The organism is Candidatus Nitrotoga sp. 1052 (genome assembly GCF_927312905.1).
Lineage (GTDB): Bacteria > Pseudomonadota > Gammaproteobacteria > Burkholderiales > Gallionellaceae > Nitrotoga.
The window spans coordinates 1-16,233 of sequence record NZ_CAKMHQ010000029.1 but is presented as its reverse complement, the minus strand read 5'-3'; the positions used below and the strand labels follow the sequence as shown (position 1 = coordinate 16,233).

The following is a 16,233-nucleotide window of genomic DNA, read 5'->3' as shown; positions in this document are numbered from 1 at the left end:
TACCAAGCCAACATTATCTGTTGCACTTCGAACTTGAATCCGCCGGTTTAAAAAAAGCAATGCGCATCCTACATATCCTCGATCACTCCATTCCATTGCATAGTGGCTATACTTTTCGCACTCTCTCTATTCTTAAAGAACAACGTGCTTTGGGGTGGGAAACCACTCACCTGACTAGTCCAAAGCAGGGTGTCTGCAGCGCAAGCGAGGAGAATATCGATGGCTGGCATTTTTTCCGTACACACCATGCAATCTCTCAAATGGCGAAAGTCCCTTTGTTGAACCAGATTTTCGTCATTAACAGTCTTACTCGCCGTCTTGATCAAGTAGCCAGAATCGTTAAACCGGATATTTTGCATGCACACTCCCCTGCTCTGAATGCCATAGCCGCTTTACGCGTTGGCCGTCGCTTGGGCATTCCAGTGGTCTATGAGGTTCGTGCATTCTGGGAAGATGCAGCGGTGGATCATGGTACCAGCAAAGAACAGGGTCTACGTTACCGCCTCACTCATGCGCTTGAAACTTATGCTTTCAAGCGCGTGGATGCTATTACCACAATCTGTGAAGGCTTGCGCAACGATATCGTGATGCGTGGCATTTCGGCACAAAAAGTCACCGTCATCCCCAATGCCGTGGATATTGAAAAATTTTCCTTGGAAAGCACACCGGATAACGTACTTAAACAGCAACTAGGTCTGGCAGGCTACCGTGTAATCGGCTTCATAGGCTCATTCTATGCCTATGAAGGACTGGATTTGCTGTTACAAGCATTGCCCATGATTCTTGAGTCTGTACCAGATGCACGGATACTGCTTGTTGGCGGAGGACCACAAGATGCCATGTTAAAAAACCTCGCATTCGAACTTGGCATTCAGAACAAACTTGTATTTACGGGCCGTGTGCCCAATGGCCAGGTCCAACGTTATTATGATCTGATCGACATCCTTGCTTATCCTCGCCATTCTATGAGGCTCACGGAACTGGTTACCCCTTTAAAACCCTTGGAAGCCATGGCTCAGGGAAGAGTACTGGTGGCTTCCGATGTTGGCGGGCACAAGGAACTCATTCAAGATGGGATAACCGGCATTCTGTTCAAGGCAGGAGATCCTCGTGCCTTGGCCGATGCGATATCACGGCTTTTTGCTGAAGAATGGAAATGGCCAGAAATGCGTGCTGCTGGTCGACGCTTTGTTGAAACCGAACGTAACTGGCAAAAGTCTGTATCCAATTACTCGTCTATTTATAAGCAACTTGCAGGCCAGGACGCAAACCATGCCTGACACTCCACGCATCGTAGTTTTTACCACGCTGTTTCCAAATGTCACTCAACAAAGTGCAGGCATTTTCATTCGTGAACGCATGTTCCGCGTCGCCAAGGAGTTACCGCTCATGGTCGTTGCACCCGTGCCGTGGTTTCCGTTTCAGGGATTGATCCGTGCCTTTCGCCCCCATTTTCGTCCCGCACCACCATATCGAGAAATCCAAGATGGCATCGAAGTGCTCCACCCCCGGTTTTTCTCAATACCCGGTATAGTTAAATCCTTGGATGGCGTCTTTCTCGCGCTCAGCACATTCGTTTTAATGCGACGACTACAACGGAAACATAATTTCAATATCATAGACAGTCACTTCGCCTATCCTGATGGTTATGCTGCCACCTGGCTGGGCAAATGGCTGGGAGTGCCGGTAACCATTACCCTGCGCGGCACTGAAGTGCGGCATTCAATTAATTCCCAGTTGCGCCCGCTGCTGGTGCGCGCCTTACACCGTGCTGCGCGCGTGTTCTCCGTGTCTGATTCCTTGCGCCGCCACGTTATAAATCTGGGTATTCCCGATAGCAAAATCCGTGTAGTGGGAAACGGCGTGGACACCGCCAAGTTTCACCCCGTATCCCGTCTCGAGGCTCGCGCCCAGTTTGGTATTCATGTGGACGCACCGGTGTTAATCTCAGTAGGAGGACTGGTGGAGCGCAAGGGTTTCCATCGAGTCATCGAATGCCTGCCGGAATTGAAAACCTACTTCCCCGAATTGGTTTACCTAATCGTGGGCGGTGCCTGCGCCGAGGGAGACATACGCCCGCAGCTCGAACAACAAGTGGTGGAGCTAGGATTGCAACATGCAGTGCATTTTCTAGGGGCTATGCCCGCCGATAAACTGAAGTGGCCGCTCTGTGCCGCCGATGTATTCGTACTGGCGACGCGCAACGAAGGCTGGGCCAATGTTTTTCTGGAGGCGATGGCCTGCGGGCTGCCTGTAGTAAGCACAAATGTGGGCGGCAATGCCGAAGTGGTGTGCAAGCCGGAATTGGGCACCATCGTCCCTTTCGGACAACGGGATGCGCTGAAAAATGCCATCGCCGCCGCTCTCGTCAAGAACTGGGATCGCGACGCAATTATCGCTTACGCCCGCACCAATTCATGGGATAGCCGGGTGGCGGTTCTCACCGAAGAATTTGCCCGCCTGATCGCAGACCTCGGCACTCAGGCTGTCAAGCAACCCAAGACCCACTCCGCGCCCACGCCATGATCCCGCTGCTCGCCCGCCACCTCGTCTATCCGCTGCATGAACGGCTGATGCAGCGCCCCACCTTCGGCTACCTGGACGAGCTGGAAAAGAGCCAATGGATGTCCCGCGCAGGGGTCGAGCAATTGCAGATGCATAAGCTCAAGCTGCTGCTCCAGTCGGCGGAACAGCACAGTCCATGGCATGCCGAACGCATTCGCGCCGCCGGCTTGGAGCCGCGATGCGACGCGCCGCTCACCCTGGAAGCACTGCGCCGCTTGCCCACCATGACCAAGCAGGACGCCACCCGCAACATCGAGCAACTGGTCTGGCGCGACATTCCCGGCGGGGCCTTCAAATACAATACTGGAGGCTCCAGCGGCCAGCCGTTGATCTTTCACTATGGACGCCTGCGCCAGGCCTCCGATGCCGCCGGGCGCATACGTGCACGGCGCTGGTGGGGCGTCGAGGTGGGTGACCGGGAAGTCTATCTTTGGGGCGCGCCAGTCGAGTTAAACAAAACCGGCCATATCAAGGCGCTGCGGGACCGGCTGCTCAACCAGCTGGTGCTGAACGCTTTCGACATGTCGGCGGCCAATATGGACGCCTACATCGAAGCCATTCGCTGGTTCCAGCCAAAATGCATTTACGGCTACGCTAGTAGCTTGGCTCTGCTGGCGGCGCACGCTGGAGAACGCGGCATCAGGCTCAAGCTGCCCTCGCTCAAGGTGGTGTGTACCACTGGCGAACCGCTTTATCCGCACCAGCGCAAGCTAATCGAAGAAATTTTCGGCGTTCCCGCCGCCAATGAATTCGGCAGCCGCGACATCGGTTTCACCGCCCACGAAACCCCGGACGGCCAGATGCTGCTGATGAGCGAAAGCATCATCCTCGAAGTCCTCGATGCACAAGGCCATCCGGTCGCGCCCGGCGAATCCGGCGAAGCGGTCATGACCGGACTCTGTTCCCACGCGCAGCCCTTCATCCGTTACCGCACTGGCGACGTGGTACGCTACGCCAACGACACCTGCAAAGCCGAACGCGGACTGCACGTGATCGGCGAAGTGATGGGCCGCACCACAGATTTCGTGGTGCGCTCCGATGGCACGATCATGCATGCGCTTGCGGTAATCTACGTGCTGCGCGCAACGGACGGCATCGACGAGTTCAAATTCATCCAGCACGGCATTCAGGACGTAGAGATTCTGGTGGTGCGAAACCTTGATTGGACCGAGCAATCTCGATACAAGGCCGTGAGCGGAATTCAAGCTCGACTCGGCGACAACGTGCGGGTCGAACTACGGCTTGTGGACTCGATTCCGCCGGAAGCCTCTGGCAAGTACCGCTACGTGGTGAGCCACGTGCGACTGCAATCTGGCTTGGATAGCGTACTCCGAGAATCGAGGCCCGCCATGCAACCAGAAAAAATTTAACAGGAAAACGAGTAACATGAACCTTGCTAATTTGCTTGCGCTTCCTTTCCGCTACCGTCCTTGGCGGCCGCGACATATGCGTCTGATCCTCAATAACATTGCTGCATCGGCCCAACCCGAGTTCGACCATGCGACCCATCTCGCGAGCGTAATCGACTGGCTCTGCCGCGCCCAGGACATCAGGGACGGCCACCCCGACGCAGGCGGTGTTTCGGCAGGATGGAGCTTTGAGGACAGCTGGCTGCCAAGCTATCCGGAAACCACCGGCTACATCATCGAAACCTTTCTTGCGGCGAGCAAGATGCTGGAACGCCCTGATCTGGAGAGACGTGCCCGGCGCATGATCGACTGGGAGCTCTCCATACAGCAGAATGATGGCGCGTTCCCTGGCCACTTCGGCGAAGCAGGCAGCCGCCCGGTGATCTTCAATACCGGTCAGATCATGCATGGCATGCTCGCCGGATATCTGCAACTGGGCCGCCAGGAATGTCTGGAAGCAGCGGTCAAGGCAGGTTGGTGGCTGGCGCGTCAGCAAGATTCCGATGGCTGTTGGTATCGCTTCGAACACAATGATGTACCGCACGTGTACAACACTCGTGGCACTTGGGCGCTAGTGACCACGGGCCTGATCGCGAACGAGCCAGAACTAACCCAAGCGGCGCGACGCAATCTCGATTGGGCACTCACTCAGCAAAAAGCTTCCGGTTGGTTTTGCACCAACGCTTTTACTCCGGACAAGGCACCGTTTACTCATACCATCGCCTATGCGATTCGTGGTTTTTTGGAGAGCGGGGTATTGCTGGACGATGCACGTTATCTTTCAGCTGCGCTTGCTGCTGCTCGCGGCATGGCGCAGGTGCAGCGCGCCGACGGCTGGCTTGCCGGCACTTATACGGATAATTGGATGTCACGCGCAAACTACAGCTGTCTCACTGGCGTAGCGCAAATGAGCCTCAATTGGACGCGCCTGGCGCAGGATGGCGGCGCACCGGAATTTCGCGAGAACGCGCGCCGTGCAATCGGCTACGTAAAACGCACGCAGCGCCTTGATGATGCTGACGAGGCGGTGCGCGGTGGTATCGCTGGCTCCTCGCCGATCTGGGGCGATTATTCCCGTTTCGAATATCCGAACTGGGCAGCAAAATTCTTTGCCGATGCGCTGATGATGGATATGCATGATTGTGTCATTCCTCCCATCGCTACACGAATCGCCAAGTCAGTGGAGTGTCCACATGTCTGAGCTTTCGATCATGGTGCTATGCGGACGCGCGCCGCGGCATCTTTATGTCGCGAACCGGCTATGTGGTGCGATACGGGTAGTAGCTATCGTGCAAGAGGCAGGCAGCCACTGGACGTACAAAAAAATACTCAAACTGCTACGTCCGGATAACCTGTGGCGCAAAGTGTGGCGCTGGCTACGCGACCGCAAGCGTTATGCTGGCGGGGGTGAAGGCAAGTTTTTCTTTGGCGATGCCGAGCCGCGACTCGATAGGCCCGAATTGATATCCGAAGTGCCACACATTAATCATCCGAGTGTAATCGAACTTGCCGATCGGCTTCGGCCCGACATAATTGCCGTATTCGGCACCTCGCTCATCAAAGGGGCGCTGCTTTCTCGCGGTCCTTTGGGCATCGTCAATCTGCATGGTGGCTTGTCGCCCGAATACCGCGGCGCAGATTGCACATTCTGGGCACTATATAACGGCGAACCGGAAAAAATCGGCTGCACGCTGCACTTCATCGACGCCGGTATCGATACCGGCAAGCTGCTCGCCCATATTTGCCCCGAAGTGCATGAGGGCGATAACGAACTCACCCTGTTTTGGCGCGCTGTGCGCGATAGCGCCGAGGTTTACGCCGAGGCGATCGGACGACTCGCGCGAAGCGAAGCGCTGGGTGCACCGCAATCAGGCAAGGGCAAGTTATATCAGGTCAAGGATCGCGGCTGGCATCATGAGCAACACCTCGCACAAGCTTTGCACAATGGCTTACTCAAGAATATACATTTAAAGAAGCGCGTGACATGGTTTACCGTCACTTCCTCCGAGAAAGAACAGAGGTAAGCCAGTGCGTGATTTGATCGTCACTGCTATCGTGTTTGGGATTTTGCCCATGGTCTTATCGCGTCCACATGTTGGCCTTTACCTTTATTCCTGGCTGAGCTACATGAACCCCCATAAGCTGGCTTGGGGTTTCGCGACCACCATGCCCTTTGCATATATCGTGGCAATTACAACATTGATCAGCATATTCTCTTCAAAAGAGCCGAAGCACATGCCGTGGACGCGAGAGATGACGGTGCTGCTCATGTATGTTTTATGGATGTCGGTAACCACCTATTTTGCGCTTTTCTCCGATCTGGCCTGGGAGCAATTGCAAAAAGTCATCAAAATTCAAATCATGATCTTTCTTACACCTCTGGTAATAAATAATCGCCAACGGTTGCATGGGCTGGTGTGGGTAATTGCGCTGTCACTTGGTTTTTATGGAGTGAAAGGCGGAATTTTCACTATACTGAGAGGTGGTGCATTTCATGTACAGGGACCGCCAGGGACATTCATCGCCGGCAACAATGAAATCGCTTTGGCTTTGCTAATGACTATTCCTCTGATGCGCTATTTACAGTTGAATGAGGCACGCAAGTGGCTACACCAAGGATTGGGGGCAGCTATGGTGCTAACCGCAGTATCGGCCATCGGCTCACAATCTCGAGGTGCACTGGTGGGCGCGGCGGTAATGGGCTCGATCTTTTGGATGAAAAGCCGGAATAAATTCTTCACCGGCGTTATGCTTGCCGCCGCCATCGGTATTGTGGCCATGGTTATGCCGCAAGAGTGGTATGACCGCATGTCAACCATTAAAACTTATGAGCAGGATCAATCAGCCCAAGGCCGGATTAACGCTTGGTGGACAGCATGGAATGTGGCTAAGGCCCGTCCCACCGGCGGCGGGTTTGAAATGTTTCAATATCAAACATTCCATGCGTACGCACCAGATCCGTCCAATGTCCATGATGTGCATAGCGTATATTTTGAAGTGCTGGGTGAGCATGGATTTATCGGGCTTGGACTATGGTTATTGCTTGCTATCTTGACGTGGCAAACCGGCTCTTGGGTAATAAAACAGGCGAAACGCGATCCTGACAAAAAATGGGCAGCGGATTTGGCTGCAATGGGGCAGGTAAGCATGGTTGGCTATGCGGTGGCCGGAGCCTTTCTTGGGCTGTCCAATTTCGATCTCTATTACCACCTACTAATGATTATTGTACTGACTAAAGTAATCTTATTGAAAGAGCAAGCGCAGACGGCCAGTGCATCAATCTTATTGAAAGAACAAACGCAGACAGATAGTGCATTGGCAACTACGCGTTAACCAGGAAATCTATAGTTATATTATTCATAAGCAGACTTAAAAGCCTTTAGACGGAGCTTGAAGCCGTCTGTGGGCGAATGATTGTTATAGTGATAGTTAAAATAGCGTACTACTTTGAAAAATTTACAAATAATTGTTTTGCTGACTTGTCTGATAAGTTAAACCATCAGTAATAATATCGCGAGGTTACATTCCACGCGAAGAATTTTTCTACATCTCCCGACCTGACGAAACATATGACAAATACACTTAAAATTGGCCTTATTTCAATTAGCGACCGAGCCAGCAGCGGGGTTTATCAGGACGCTGGCTTACCCGCATTGCAAGAATGGTTTACACAAACTCTGACTAGCCCATGGCAATGTGTCACACGTTTGATACCGGATGAACAGACGATGATTGAGACTATCTTGATTGAATTGGCAGACCAGGAAAAGTGCCATCTGATCTTGACTACAGGGGGAACCGGTCCTGCGTTACGCGATGTCACTCCGGAGGCAACATTGGCCGTGGCACACAAGGTATTACCTGGTTTCGGAGAACAAATGCGTGCAGTCAGTCTGCGCTATGTACCTACGGCAATTTTGTCACGCCAGCTTGGCGTGACACGCGGACAGTCCCTTATTCTGAACCTGCCTGGGCAACCGAAAGCAATCAAGGAAACACTGGATGGAATTTTTGCCGCCGTGCCTTACTGCATAGATTTGATTGGTGGGCCCTACATAGAAACGAATCCAGACGTATTAACATCATTCCGTCCCAAGTCAGCGCAACGACAAAAATAATTTATGCAGCTTGCCAATGCCCTGAACGCCCACCCTTTTTTTCCAGTAAGCGTAACCGGTTAATTTCCATTCCACGATCAACCGCCTTGCACATATCATAGATAGTAAGCAGGGCGATACTTACTGCGGTCATGGCTTCTATTTCGACACCGGTGCGGCCAAACGTTTCTGCGGTGGCGATGCATTCCACCGTGCTGCTCTCATGGTCGAGATGAAACTCCACCGCAACATGAGTCAGATACAGCGGGTGGCATAATGGAATCAATTCAGCGGTACGCTTGCTCGCCTGTATCGCAGCAATGCGCGCTATACCCAGCACATCGCCCTTTTTGGCTGTACCGGAAGCAATCAACTCCAGCGTGCTGGGACTCATTTTGATACTACCGGACGCTTTTGCGATGCGCTGGGTCTCGCTCTTGCCAGCAACATCCACCATATGTGCCTGTCCGTCTTGATCGAAGTGGGTCATGCCATTTGTCATGCTGATTTCCTGACTGTATCGTTATGCCAATGTTCCATGCGTTTCACGTCAGTGTCACGTGTTTCCAGCCACTGTGAACCTTCCCTGGTTTGTTCTTTTTTCCAGAATGGGGCGGCAGTTTTCAGGTAGTCAATAATAAATTCACAGCCCGCAAATGCTTCACCGCGATGCAATGCCGTAGTCGCCACCAGTACGATCTGGTCGTTTGCAAACAATTGCCCAATGCGGTGGATTACACGGACATTTATTAAGCTCCACCGTTCAGTCGCCTCAGCAATAATTTTATTCAGCGCCTTTTCTGTCATGCCGGGATAGTATTCAAGATAAATATTTTCTATCGTTTCATTATGACTAAAATCGCGCACTAAACCGACAAAGCTAACCATGGCACCCACTTTTGAGTTTCCGGAACGCAGGGCTGTCAATTCGGAGGCCAGGTCAAAATCGTCTTCCTGTATTAACACGCTCATTTCAACCTCCGGAAATAGGCGAGAAAATGGCAATCTCGTCATGCTCGTTAATGGCTGCAGGCAAGCCAGCAAACTCTTGATTAATCGCGCAACGCACGCGGCTGTCTGCCAGCTCCTGCGCCCATATATCCCCGCGCAAACGCAGCCATGCCAGAAGACCGGCTAGCGTGGATGCTTCTGCTGGCACATCTGCAGTTTCGCGTGATATCTTCAAATGCTCTCTCGGCCGACCGAAATACACCAATTCAATTTTCATGGTTGTTCCTGGAAAAATAATTCAAAATAAATACAGCTAATTCTTTTGGGTAGTCTATATCAAGTATGGATAATGAGAATTTCTTGGCTCTATGTGAAATAGAGTGGGCAATCAACTTTCAACCTCCAGCAGAAGAAGCAAATCCGTTCGTCCTGAGCCAGTCGAAGGATGAGCGGATTTACTTTTCGCCAAACGATAGACCTCCGTACGGCGCGCTGCGGTAAGCGAACGTTTTGTGCGGCAATTTATAAAATCACCAGTAAATCAAGAGCATATGTTCTGTTTAAAGCGTGGCTCAATTGGTCTTAAACGGGGATCATCAGTCCAAAATTCAGAACAACCATGGTAATGAGCGGTGATGGCAATCTCGTCATTTTCGTTCAATTGTCTTGCCAGACCGGCAAACTCCTGATTAACCGCGCAGCGCACACGATCTTCATTCATTTCTTGTGCCCATGTTTCTCCACGCAAACTTAGCCATGCAAGCAGGCCGGCAAGCGTCAACGACTCTCCCGGAACATCTACAGTTTCCTGTGATATTTTCAAATTTTCTCTCGGCTTACCAAAATACACTATCTCAATTTTCATGACTTTCCCTGGAAAAATAATTCAAAATAAACGCGGCCACTTCCTTTGGCGCGTCAATATCAAGCACAGGTAGCGGGAACTTATCTTTGCTATTTGTCACAACTGCAATAATACCCGGTTCGGATGGATATAGACTTTCAGCCCCGGTTTCTTTGCGATGCACTTCCAGTTTTGGTATGGCTGCATGCTTGTAACCTTCCGCCAATATAAGGTCATAGCCTGAAAACCGTGAACAAAGATATTCCAAGCTAGGTTCCGGTTCATCGTTCAGCTCATGCATTAACGCCCATCTTTGCGAAGAAACAATCAATACTTCGCCTGCACCTGCCTTACGATGGCGGTAGGTATCTTTACCCGGTTTATCGATGTCAAAATCATGGTGGGCATGCTTGATAACGGCAATGCGCAAGCCTTGTGCAGTCAGAAAAGGAATAACTTTTTCCAGCAACGTCGTTTTGCCGCTACCGGAATAACCCGCGAAACCAATTATTTTTTTATTAAACATAAAGTTTATTTAAATGCGCATGACCAAATTGTAGTGTCAGCGTAGCGTACAGTGAACCCATCCGTCAAGACAGAAGTCAATCTGGCTTAAGCTGTTCTGCATACCCAGCGCACAGCACTACACTACCTCATTTTTGCTACCAGCCGCCCGCCTATCCTTACACCGATTTCGAATTGAAATGTGAATTTTACATCTCGATATAGAAACTCAAAGAAGGTATTATCCCCTGCCCTCCTGCAATCCAATATGCTGATGGCGGTGCCGTAGATATCAAGCTCGCTGGTAAAGTCCCGCATTTGATACTTCCCTGCCGTAACTCTTAATCTTGGCCACCAAAAAGAAAAAGCTGCATTTGTTACTTCGGGCTCTAACAACCCACAAGTTGTCATGTAAAATATTAGCCAGACCCCGAGAAACTGGACATGCATATTATCCGAACGAAACAATCTTGCCGCATTTCGGATGCCGGTTTTAGAAGTTACAGAAATCCTTCTGCAAGCTTACGACTTCCATTATGAGCAACTACTGCGCAGTCCAATTTTGCTTGTGTGAGACTACTTCGTGAATCCAGCAAAACGCCAAGAAATTTTTCTACGCCTGCAAACAGCCAATCCGCACCCTACCACTGAGTTGGAATACCACTCGGCGTTTGAGCTCCTTTTGGCGGTGATCCTCTCGGCGCAAGCTACCGATGTCAGCGTAAATACCGCCACCCGGCAACTATTCCCGGTAGCTAACACGCCGCAGGGCATTCTCGAACTGGGTGAAGAAAAATTGCGCGGCTATGTGCAGCGCATCGGCCTTTACAAAACCAAGGCAAGGCACATTATTCAAACCTGCCGACTGTTATTGGATAATCATGATGGAAAAGTGCCGCAAACACGCGAGGCGCTGGAATCTCTGCCGGGCGTAGGACGCAAGACCGCAAACGTAGTGCTCAACACTGCCTTCGGCCAACCCACCATCGCAGTAGATACACACATCTTCCGCGTATCCAACCGCACCGGCCTTGCCCCCGGCAAGACCATGCTGGAAGTGGAACAAAAACTGCTCAAATTCGTGCCAGACAAATTCAAACATGATGCACACCATTGGCTGATCCTGCATGGACGCTACGTATGTCAAGCGCGCAAGCCAAAATGTGGCATTTGCAGCATCGTTGATCTGTGCGAATACCTTCACAAGGAAATATAATGTTCAATCCCAGCAGAGATGAAGCACGAATGTTTCTCATCGATACCTGGCGCAAGCGTCGCGCAGGCACGTTGCTCTCTCCGCTGGAAGATCTCGCTGCACAGCTTATCGAAAAGCATCCTGAATATTACGCAATGCTGGAAAATCCGGAACGTTATCAGGATAAAGACTACACACCAGAGCAAGGCACGACTAACCCCTTCCTGCACCTGATGATGCACCTCACCATTGAGGAACAGATTTCCATTGACCAACCGCATGGCATCCGCATGCACTTTCAGCGGCTTGTCGCACAACATGAATCAGAACACAACGCTCAACATCGCATGATGGAATGCCTGGGTGAAATGATCTGGCAGGCGCAACGTAACGGCACGGCACCAGATGCAAACGTATACTTGAATTGTCTGGAGACGCAATAGTGGCAAATCGTTTAAGCAAAATCGTCACCCGCACGGGGGATAAAGGAAGCACCGGACTAGCCGACGGCACGCGCGTGGAAAAATATTGCGCACGCATTCACGCTATCGGCAGCGTAGATGAACTAAACAGTCACCTCGGCGTGCTACTCGCTGAAATCGTACCGGATGACGTGCGCGAATTACTGTTACATGTACAGCATGACCTGTTCGATCTCGGTGGCGCGTTAGCATACCCTGCTGCGCAATTTACCGAAGACAAGCTCCTGCACATGGATGCAGCCATTGCTCACTACAACGCCGACCTGCCCCCTCTGAAAGAATTCATCCTGCCGGGTGGAACCCGTGCAGCGGCACAATGCCATGTGGCCCGTACCGTGGCACGCCGCGCTGAACGAGACTTCGCCGCACTCACCCAGCTCGAAGCCGTGCCACAATATGGCCTGCCCTACCTAAACCGTCTTTCTGACTTATTGTTCATACTGTGTCGTGTACTTAATCGCACAATGGGGCAAGAAGAAACTTTATGGCAAAGAAAATCAGTAAAGCTGCAAGAGACATAACCGTCAATCTTGGCGGATCCATTTGATCCAAACTGGCGGCAGCGCGCGCGATCGCTTATTGATGGATAACCGCGACGCCGTATGCCCAATGTGCTAACATATATAAATATTGAACTAACAATTTAGGGTACATCATGCCATCTATACTTACCGTTAATGCTCGCGCACCCCGTTCATCGCGCCTGGGTCTGCGCGCAACACCTGAGCAGGAAGCCATTCTTCGCCGAGCGGCGGAAGTCACGCATAAATCATTGACTGACTTCATCCTTGAAAGTGCGTGCCAGGCTGCCCAAGAAACATTGCTGGATCAGCGGCTATTCATGGTGACTAATAGCCAATATCAAGCACTGCTCGATCTGCTTGATCGCCCTGCTGAGGATAGCCCCGGTTTGCAACGTTTGTTTTCAAAACGTGCTCCTTGGGATGAAAAATGACCTTATGTAGTCCTGTATCCCTCGACATAAGTCATCGCCTTGAGTCGTTCGACTGCGACAAACCGGCGCTCAACGAATGGTTGGTACGCCATGCAAGGCAAGCGCAGAGCAGTGGTTCGGCAAAAACCTTCGTTGTTACTAATGATGATCGTGTGGTCGGCTATTTTAGTTTGACCGTTGGGCAAATTGATACCTTAGACGTACCGGAACGTATCCGCAAAGGCATGGGGCAATACCCCGTACCCGTCGTGATTTTGGCGCGGCTGGCGGTGTCGATACAGGATCATGGCCGTGGCATCGGGCGGGGAATGCTACAGGACGCTATCCGGCGAACTCTGTTGATTGCAGAGCAAGCTGGTATCCGGGCAATGCTGACGCACCCAATAGATGACGCCGCCGCTAAGTTCTATGCACGGTTTGGCTTTGTACCCTCACCGCTGAGAGAGAAACAGTTACTGCTTTTGCTCAAAGATGCACGCAAAGTGTTTATGTGACGCATCAGCTACCTCCTTGCGAACTATTCAAAATTAAAAAAGTTAATCAAGGTGTCAGAATGTCGGATATTTTTACACGATATATTTAGAAATACCTTTTTGATAAATATCAAAATGCTGTAATTAAGCTAAGATGGTGCAATCTAAGGACAATTTTATTAATGCTACAATTTGGCATGCTTTATGCTTGGTAAGATACGGCAACATTATTTGGCTCATTATTTTTTCCAAAACTATTTATGCCATTTACTCTACGTTAATTTGCCTTATATTGTATTGGATAATTCTCTCGGTACCTGAATCAAATTTGGCTGCAACGACAGAATGATACAATGTCAGACAATTAAATTGTATCGATAACACCTAACATTCGGAACTAAACTGCAGAAGCTCATTCTAAACTATAGGCAAATTTTCGAACCAAAAATTTTGGTTTTACATATTACACAAATATTAATCAATAACTTAGGATAAAATCATGCTGATAAAATCCCCATCTGTATATCTGTTAGCTATTCTGTGCGCCATGATGGTAACCCCTGCACAGGCTACCCTTGTCGCGCGCGCCTTTGTAGCGTCTTATGGACTAAACACCAATACCGCAACCAACTGCGCGGATGTTATCAACCCCTGCCGCCACCTTTCCGTAGCAGTAGACTTTGTTGATACAAACGGCGAAGTTGTAGTACTTGATTCCGGCAATTATGGCCTCGTCACGCTCACCCGGTCGATCTCGCTGACGGCCGCGCCAGGCGTCTATGCCGGCATGACCGCCGGTACAGGTAGGAGCGGAGTGATAATCAACCCTGGTACTGTGAATGTGGTGCTGCGCGGTCTGACCATTAATGGCTTGGGTGGTGATAATGGGGTTTTGATGAACAGCAACGGCAATCTTTCGATTGAGAACTGTGTCATTTCAAATTTTTCGGGTGTTGGCCAACATGGCGTTTTAGTCAGCTCGGATGCAACGGTGCGGATGGTCGACACCCTTGTTCGCGACAATTACAGAGGCATTCAGCTTCAAGGGGGGGGGGTCACCGACATCTCAGGCTCGAAGTTTCTCGGAAATAATGATACTGCCATCCTTGCGACAAGCACTTCCGCCCCATTCCCGGCTGTCGTCATCAGCGACACCATCGTGACTTCAGGGGGTACTGGCATTGAAGCGATTTCAAGTGGCACTGGAAGTGCCCGGATAAGCATGATTCGTTCATCGGTCACAAATAATTTAAAAGGTGTCGCATCATCTGCCTCTGCCGGAATTGCTCCGGTTACTCTCAGCGAGAGCATGGTGGCCGGAAACTTGGTTGGATATTTTGTGGGCGCCGGCGGACTAATAAATTCGCTGTTGAATAACACCATAACGGGTAACACTGGTAATACAGGCTCGCTTACTACGCTACTAGGTGGTCTCCAGTAAAAACTGGCCGAACCGGGAATATCCAAGGTTCCCGGTCAAGCCCGCGACCTTAACAATAAGGAGATCAGCATGTTTAGATTCCCAGCAGTATATTTGTTTGCAATTCTGTTTACCCTCATGGTTACTCCTGCACAGGCCACCCTTGTCGCGCGCGCCTTTGTAGCGTCTTATGGACTAAACACCAATACCGCAACCAACTGCGCGGATGTTATCAACCCCTGCCGCCACCTTTCCGTAGCAGTAGACTTTGTTGATACAAACGGCGAAGTTGTAGTACTTGATTCCGGCAATTATGGCCTCGTCACGCTCACCCGGTCGATCTCGCTGACGGCCGCGCCAGGCGTCTATGCCGGCATGACCGCCGGTACAGGTAGGAGCGGAGTGATAATCAACCCTGGTACTGTGAATGTGGTGCTGCGCGGTCTGACCATTAATGGCTTGGGTGGTGATAATGGGGTTTTGATGAACAGCAACGGCAATCTTTCGATTGAGAACTGTGTCATTTCTAATTTTTCAGGTGGTGGCCAACGCGGCGTTTTAGTCAACTCAGCGGCAACGGTGCGGATGGTCAACACCCTTATTCGCGACAATGACACTGGCTTTGAGCTTCAAGGGGGGGCAACGGCTATCATCTCGAAATCGAGATTTCTCGGTAATTCCGCTGGTATCCTTGCGAACGGTGCTGCATCGACCACGACTGCAACCGTCCGCGATACAATCGTGACAGGAGGTATAAATGGCATTTTAGCATTTTCGGAAATCGTCGGCGCTAACAACCGAATTTACGTGATCCGCTCAACGATCTCGAATAGTTTCGCAGGCGTTAGTGCAGGAGCCTTTCCTTCTGGAACCTCCTCAGTCACTATTAGCAAAAGCATGGTGACGGGAAACAGTCATGGACTTTTTACAATTGACGCTGATGCAATAGTGAAATCCTATGGCAATAACACTATAACAAATAACACAGCTAATACTACCGGCCCGGTTACCCTAATAACTCCTATGTAAAACCGGCAGAATTTTTTGTATCCAGTATACGATGGGAATTATCGACGCCTGCACGGAAGGTACCGGAGTTAAATTTGGCTTTCGATGAATCCCGGTTCTACCCTCGACCGACTTGATCCTCAAAACCAAACGGCTTGTCCACCACATAGCATTCACACGATACGGTGGGGGGTAACGATAAAGGGGCTGACTGGAAAAGTCTGTTAGTGCTTGAGCATATGAAATCATGAATATCACCATCAAGGCATTAAAAATTAGGTTCATCTGACATTTGCGTGGGTAAAAGTTAATCTATCGTCTCGAACTTGG

Annotated in this window: 19 protein-coding genes; 14 read left to right on the top strand and 5 right to left on the bottom strand. The window is 50.7% G+C overall.

Annotation, left to right across the window (positions count from 1 at the left end; translation table 11 throughout):
- Positions 1–59: 59 nt before the first annotated feature.
- The 7 genes from MJ768_RS06065 (at position 60) to mog (ending at position 8,092) form a co-directional block, all read left to right on the top strand.
- Positions 60–1,280 (top strand): TIGR04063 family PEP-CTERM/XrtA system glycosyltransferase, encoded by a 1,221-nt coding sequence (locus tag MJ768_RS06065; protein ID WP_239289106.1) that lies wholly within the window; start codon positions 60–62, stop codon positions 1,278–1,280.
- Entirely contained in the window at positions 1,273–2,526 is a 1,254-nt protein-coding gene (locus MJ768_RS06060) for a glycosyltransferase (protein WP_239288952.1), read from the top strand. Before MJ768_RS06065 ends, MJ768_RS06060 begins: the two co-directional genes overlap by 8 nt.
- Entirely contained in the window at positions 2,523–3,935 is a 1,413-nt protein-coding gene (locus tag MJ768_RS06055; RefSeq protein ID WP_239288946.1) for a phenylacetate--CoA ligase family protein, read from the top strand. Before MJ768_RS06060 ends, MJ768_RS06055 begins: the two co-directional genes overlap by 4 nt.
- 16 nt (positions 3,936–3,951) lie before the next feature.
- Entirely contained in the window at positions 3,952–5,175 is a 1,224-nt protein-coding gene (locus MJ768_RS06050; RefSeq protein WP_239288945.1) for a prenyltransferase/squalene oxidase repeat-containing protein, read from the top strand.
- The gene (locus tag MJ768_RS06045; protein ID WP_239288944.1) at positions 5,168–5,998 is read left to right on the top strand and encodes a formyl transferase; all 831 of its coding nucleotides are present in this window, start codon (positions 5,168–5,170) and stop codon (positions 5,996–5,998) included. The genes MJ768_RS06050 and MJ768_RS06045 overlap by 8 nt, the downstream gene beginning before the upstream one ends.
- 4 nt (positions 5,999–6,002) lie before the next feature.
- Entirely contained in the window at positions 6,003–7,307 is a 1,305-nt protein-coding gene (locus tag MJ768_RS06040) for a putative O-glycosylation ligase, exosortase A system-associated (RefSeq protein ID WP_256449829.1), read from the top strand.
- Positions 7,308–7,543: 236 nt separating this feature from the next.
- Positions 7,544–8,092: a molybdopterin adenylyltransferase gene (gene mog / locus MJ768_RS06035; RefSeq protein WP_239288943.1), complete on the top strand. Its 549-nt coding sequence runs from the start codon at positions 7,544–7,546 to the stop codon at positions 8,090–8,092.
- 1 nt (position 8,093) lies between these two features.
- On the opposite strand, the gene moaC is transcribed toward mog, so the two are convergent.
- The 5 genes from moaC to mobB form a co-directional block, all read right to left on the bottom strand.
- Positions 8,094–8,573, bottom strand: coding sequence for a cyclic pyranopterin monophosphate synthase MoaC (moaC, locus tag MJ768_RS06030; RefSeq protein WP_239288942.1), 480 nt, complete (start codon positions 8,571–8,573; stop codon positions 8,094–8,096).
- Positions 8,570–9,043 carry a molybdenum cofactor biosynthesis protein MoaE gene (locus MJ768_RS06025; protein ID WP_239288941.1) on the bottom strand — a complete coding sequence of 158 codons (474 nt, stop codon included), beginning with the start codon at positions 9,041–9,043 and terminating at the stop codon, positions 8,570–8,572. Before MJ768_RS06025 ends, moaC begins: the two co-directional genes overlap by 4 nt.
- Before the next feature lies 1 nt (position 9,044).
- Positions 9,045–9,299 (bottom strand): MoaD/ThiS family protein, encoded by a 255-nt coding sequence (locus tag MJ768_RS06020; protein WP_239288940.1) that lies wholly within the window; start codon positions 9,297–9,299, stop codon positions 9,045–9,047.
- A 264-nt stretch (positions 9,300–9,563) separates the two neighbouring features.
- Positions 9,564–9,887 (bottom strand): MoaD/ThiS family protein, encoded by a 324-nt coding sequence (locus MJ768_RS06015; protein ID WP_239288938.1) that lies wholly within the window; start codon positions 9,885–9,887, stop codon positions 9,564–9,566.
- Positions 9,877–10,392, bottom strand: coding sequence for a molybdopterin-guanine dinucleotide biosynthesis protein B (gene mobB / locus MJ768_RS06010; RefSeq protein WP_239288936.1), 516 nt, complete (start codon positions 10,390–10,392; stop codon positions 9,877–9,879). Before mobB ends, MJ768_RS06015 begins: the two co-directional genes overlap by 11 nt.
- 561 nt (positions 10,393–10,953) lie before the next feature.
- Here mobB and nth point away from each other — a divergent pair.
- The 7 genes from nth (at position 10,954) to MJ768_RS05975 (ending at position 15,924) form a co-directional block, all read left to right on the top strand.
- Positions 10,954–11,586, top strand: coding sequence for an endonuclease III (gene nth, locus MJ768_RS06005; protein WP_239288934.1), 633 nt, complete (start codon positions 10,954–10,956; stop codon positions 11,584–11,586).
- Positions 11,586–12,008, top strand: coding sequence for a DUF1841 family protein (locus tag MJ768_RS06000; RefSeq protein ID WP_239288932.1), 423 nt, complete (start codon positions 11,586–11,588; stop codon positions 12,006–12,008). Before nth ends, MJ768_RS06000 begins: the two co-directional genes overlap by 1 nt.
- Positions 12,008–12,568 (top strand): cob(I)yrinic acid a,c-diamide adenosyltransferase, encoded by a 561-nt coding sequence (locus MJ768_RS05995; protein ID WP_239288930.1) that lies wholly within the window; start codon positions 12,008–12,010, stop codon positions 12,566–12,568. Before MJ768_RS06000 ends, MJ768_RS05995 begins: the two co-directional genes overlap by 1 nt.
- Before the next feature lie 134 nt (positions 12,569–12,702).
- Positions 12,703–13,002: a type II toxin-antitoxin system TacA family antitoxin gene (locus MJ768_RS05990; protein WP_239288920.1), complete on the top strand. Its 300-nt coding sequence runs from the start codon at positions 12,703–12,705 to the stop codon at positions 13,000–13,002.
- Complete coding sequence (locus tag MJ768_RS05985; RefSeq protein ID WP_239288918.1) at positions 12,999–13,496, top strand: GNAT family N-acetyltransferase; 498 nt, start codon at positions 12,999–13,001, stop codon at positions 13,494–13,496. The genes MJ768_RS05990 and MJ768_RS05985 overlap by 4 nt, the downstream gene beginning before the upstream one ends.
- 478 nt (positions 13,497–13,974) lie before the next feature.
- A complete protein-coding gene (locus MJ768_RS05980; RefSeq protein WP_239288917.1) occupies positions 13,975–14,916 on the top strand; it encodes a right-handed parallel beta-helix repeat-containing protein in 942 nt (313 codons plus the stop codon).
- A 69-nt stretch (positions 14,917–14,985) separates the two neighbouring features.
- Positions 14,986–15,924: a right-handed parallel beta-helix repeat-containing protein gene (locus MJ768_RS05975; RefSeq protein ID WP_239288916.1), complete on the top strand. Its 939-nt coding sequence runs from the start codon at positions 14,986–14,988 to the stop codon at positions 15,922–15,924.
- Positions 15,925–16,233: the final 309 nt, after the last annotated feature.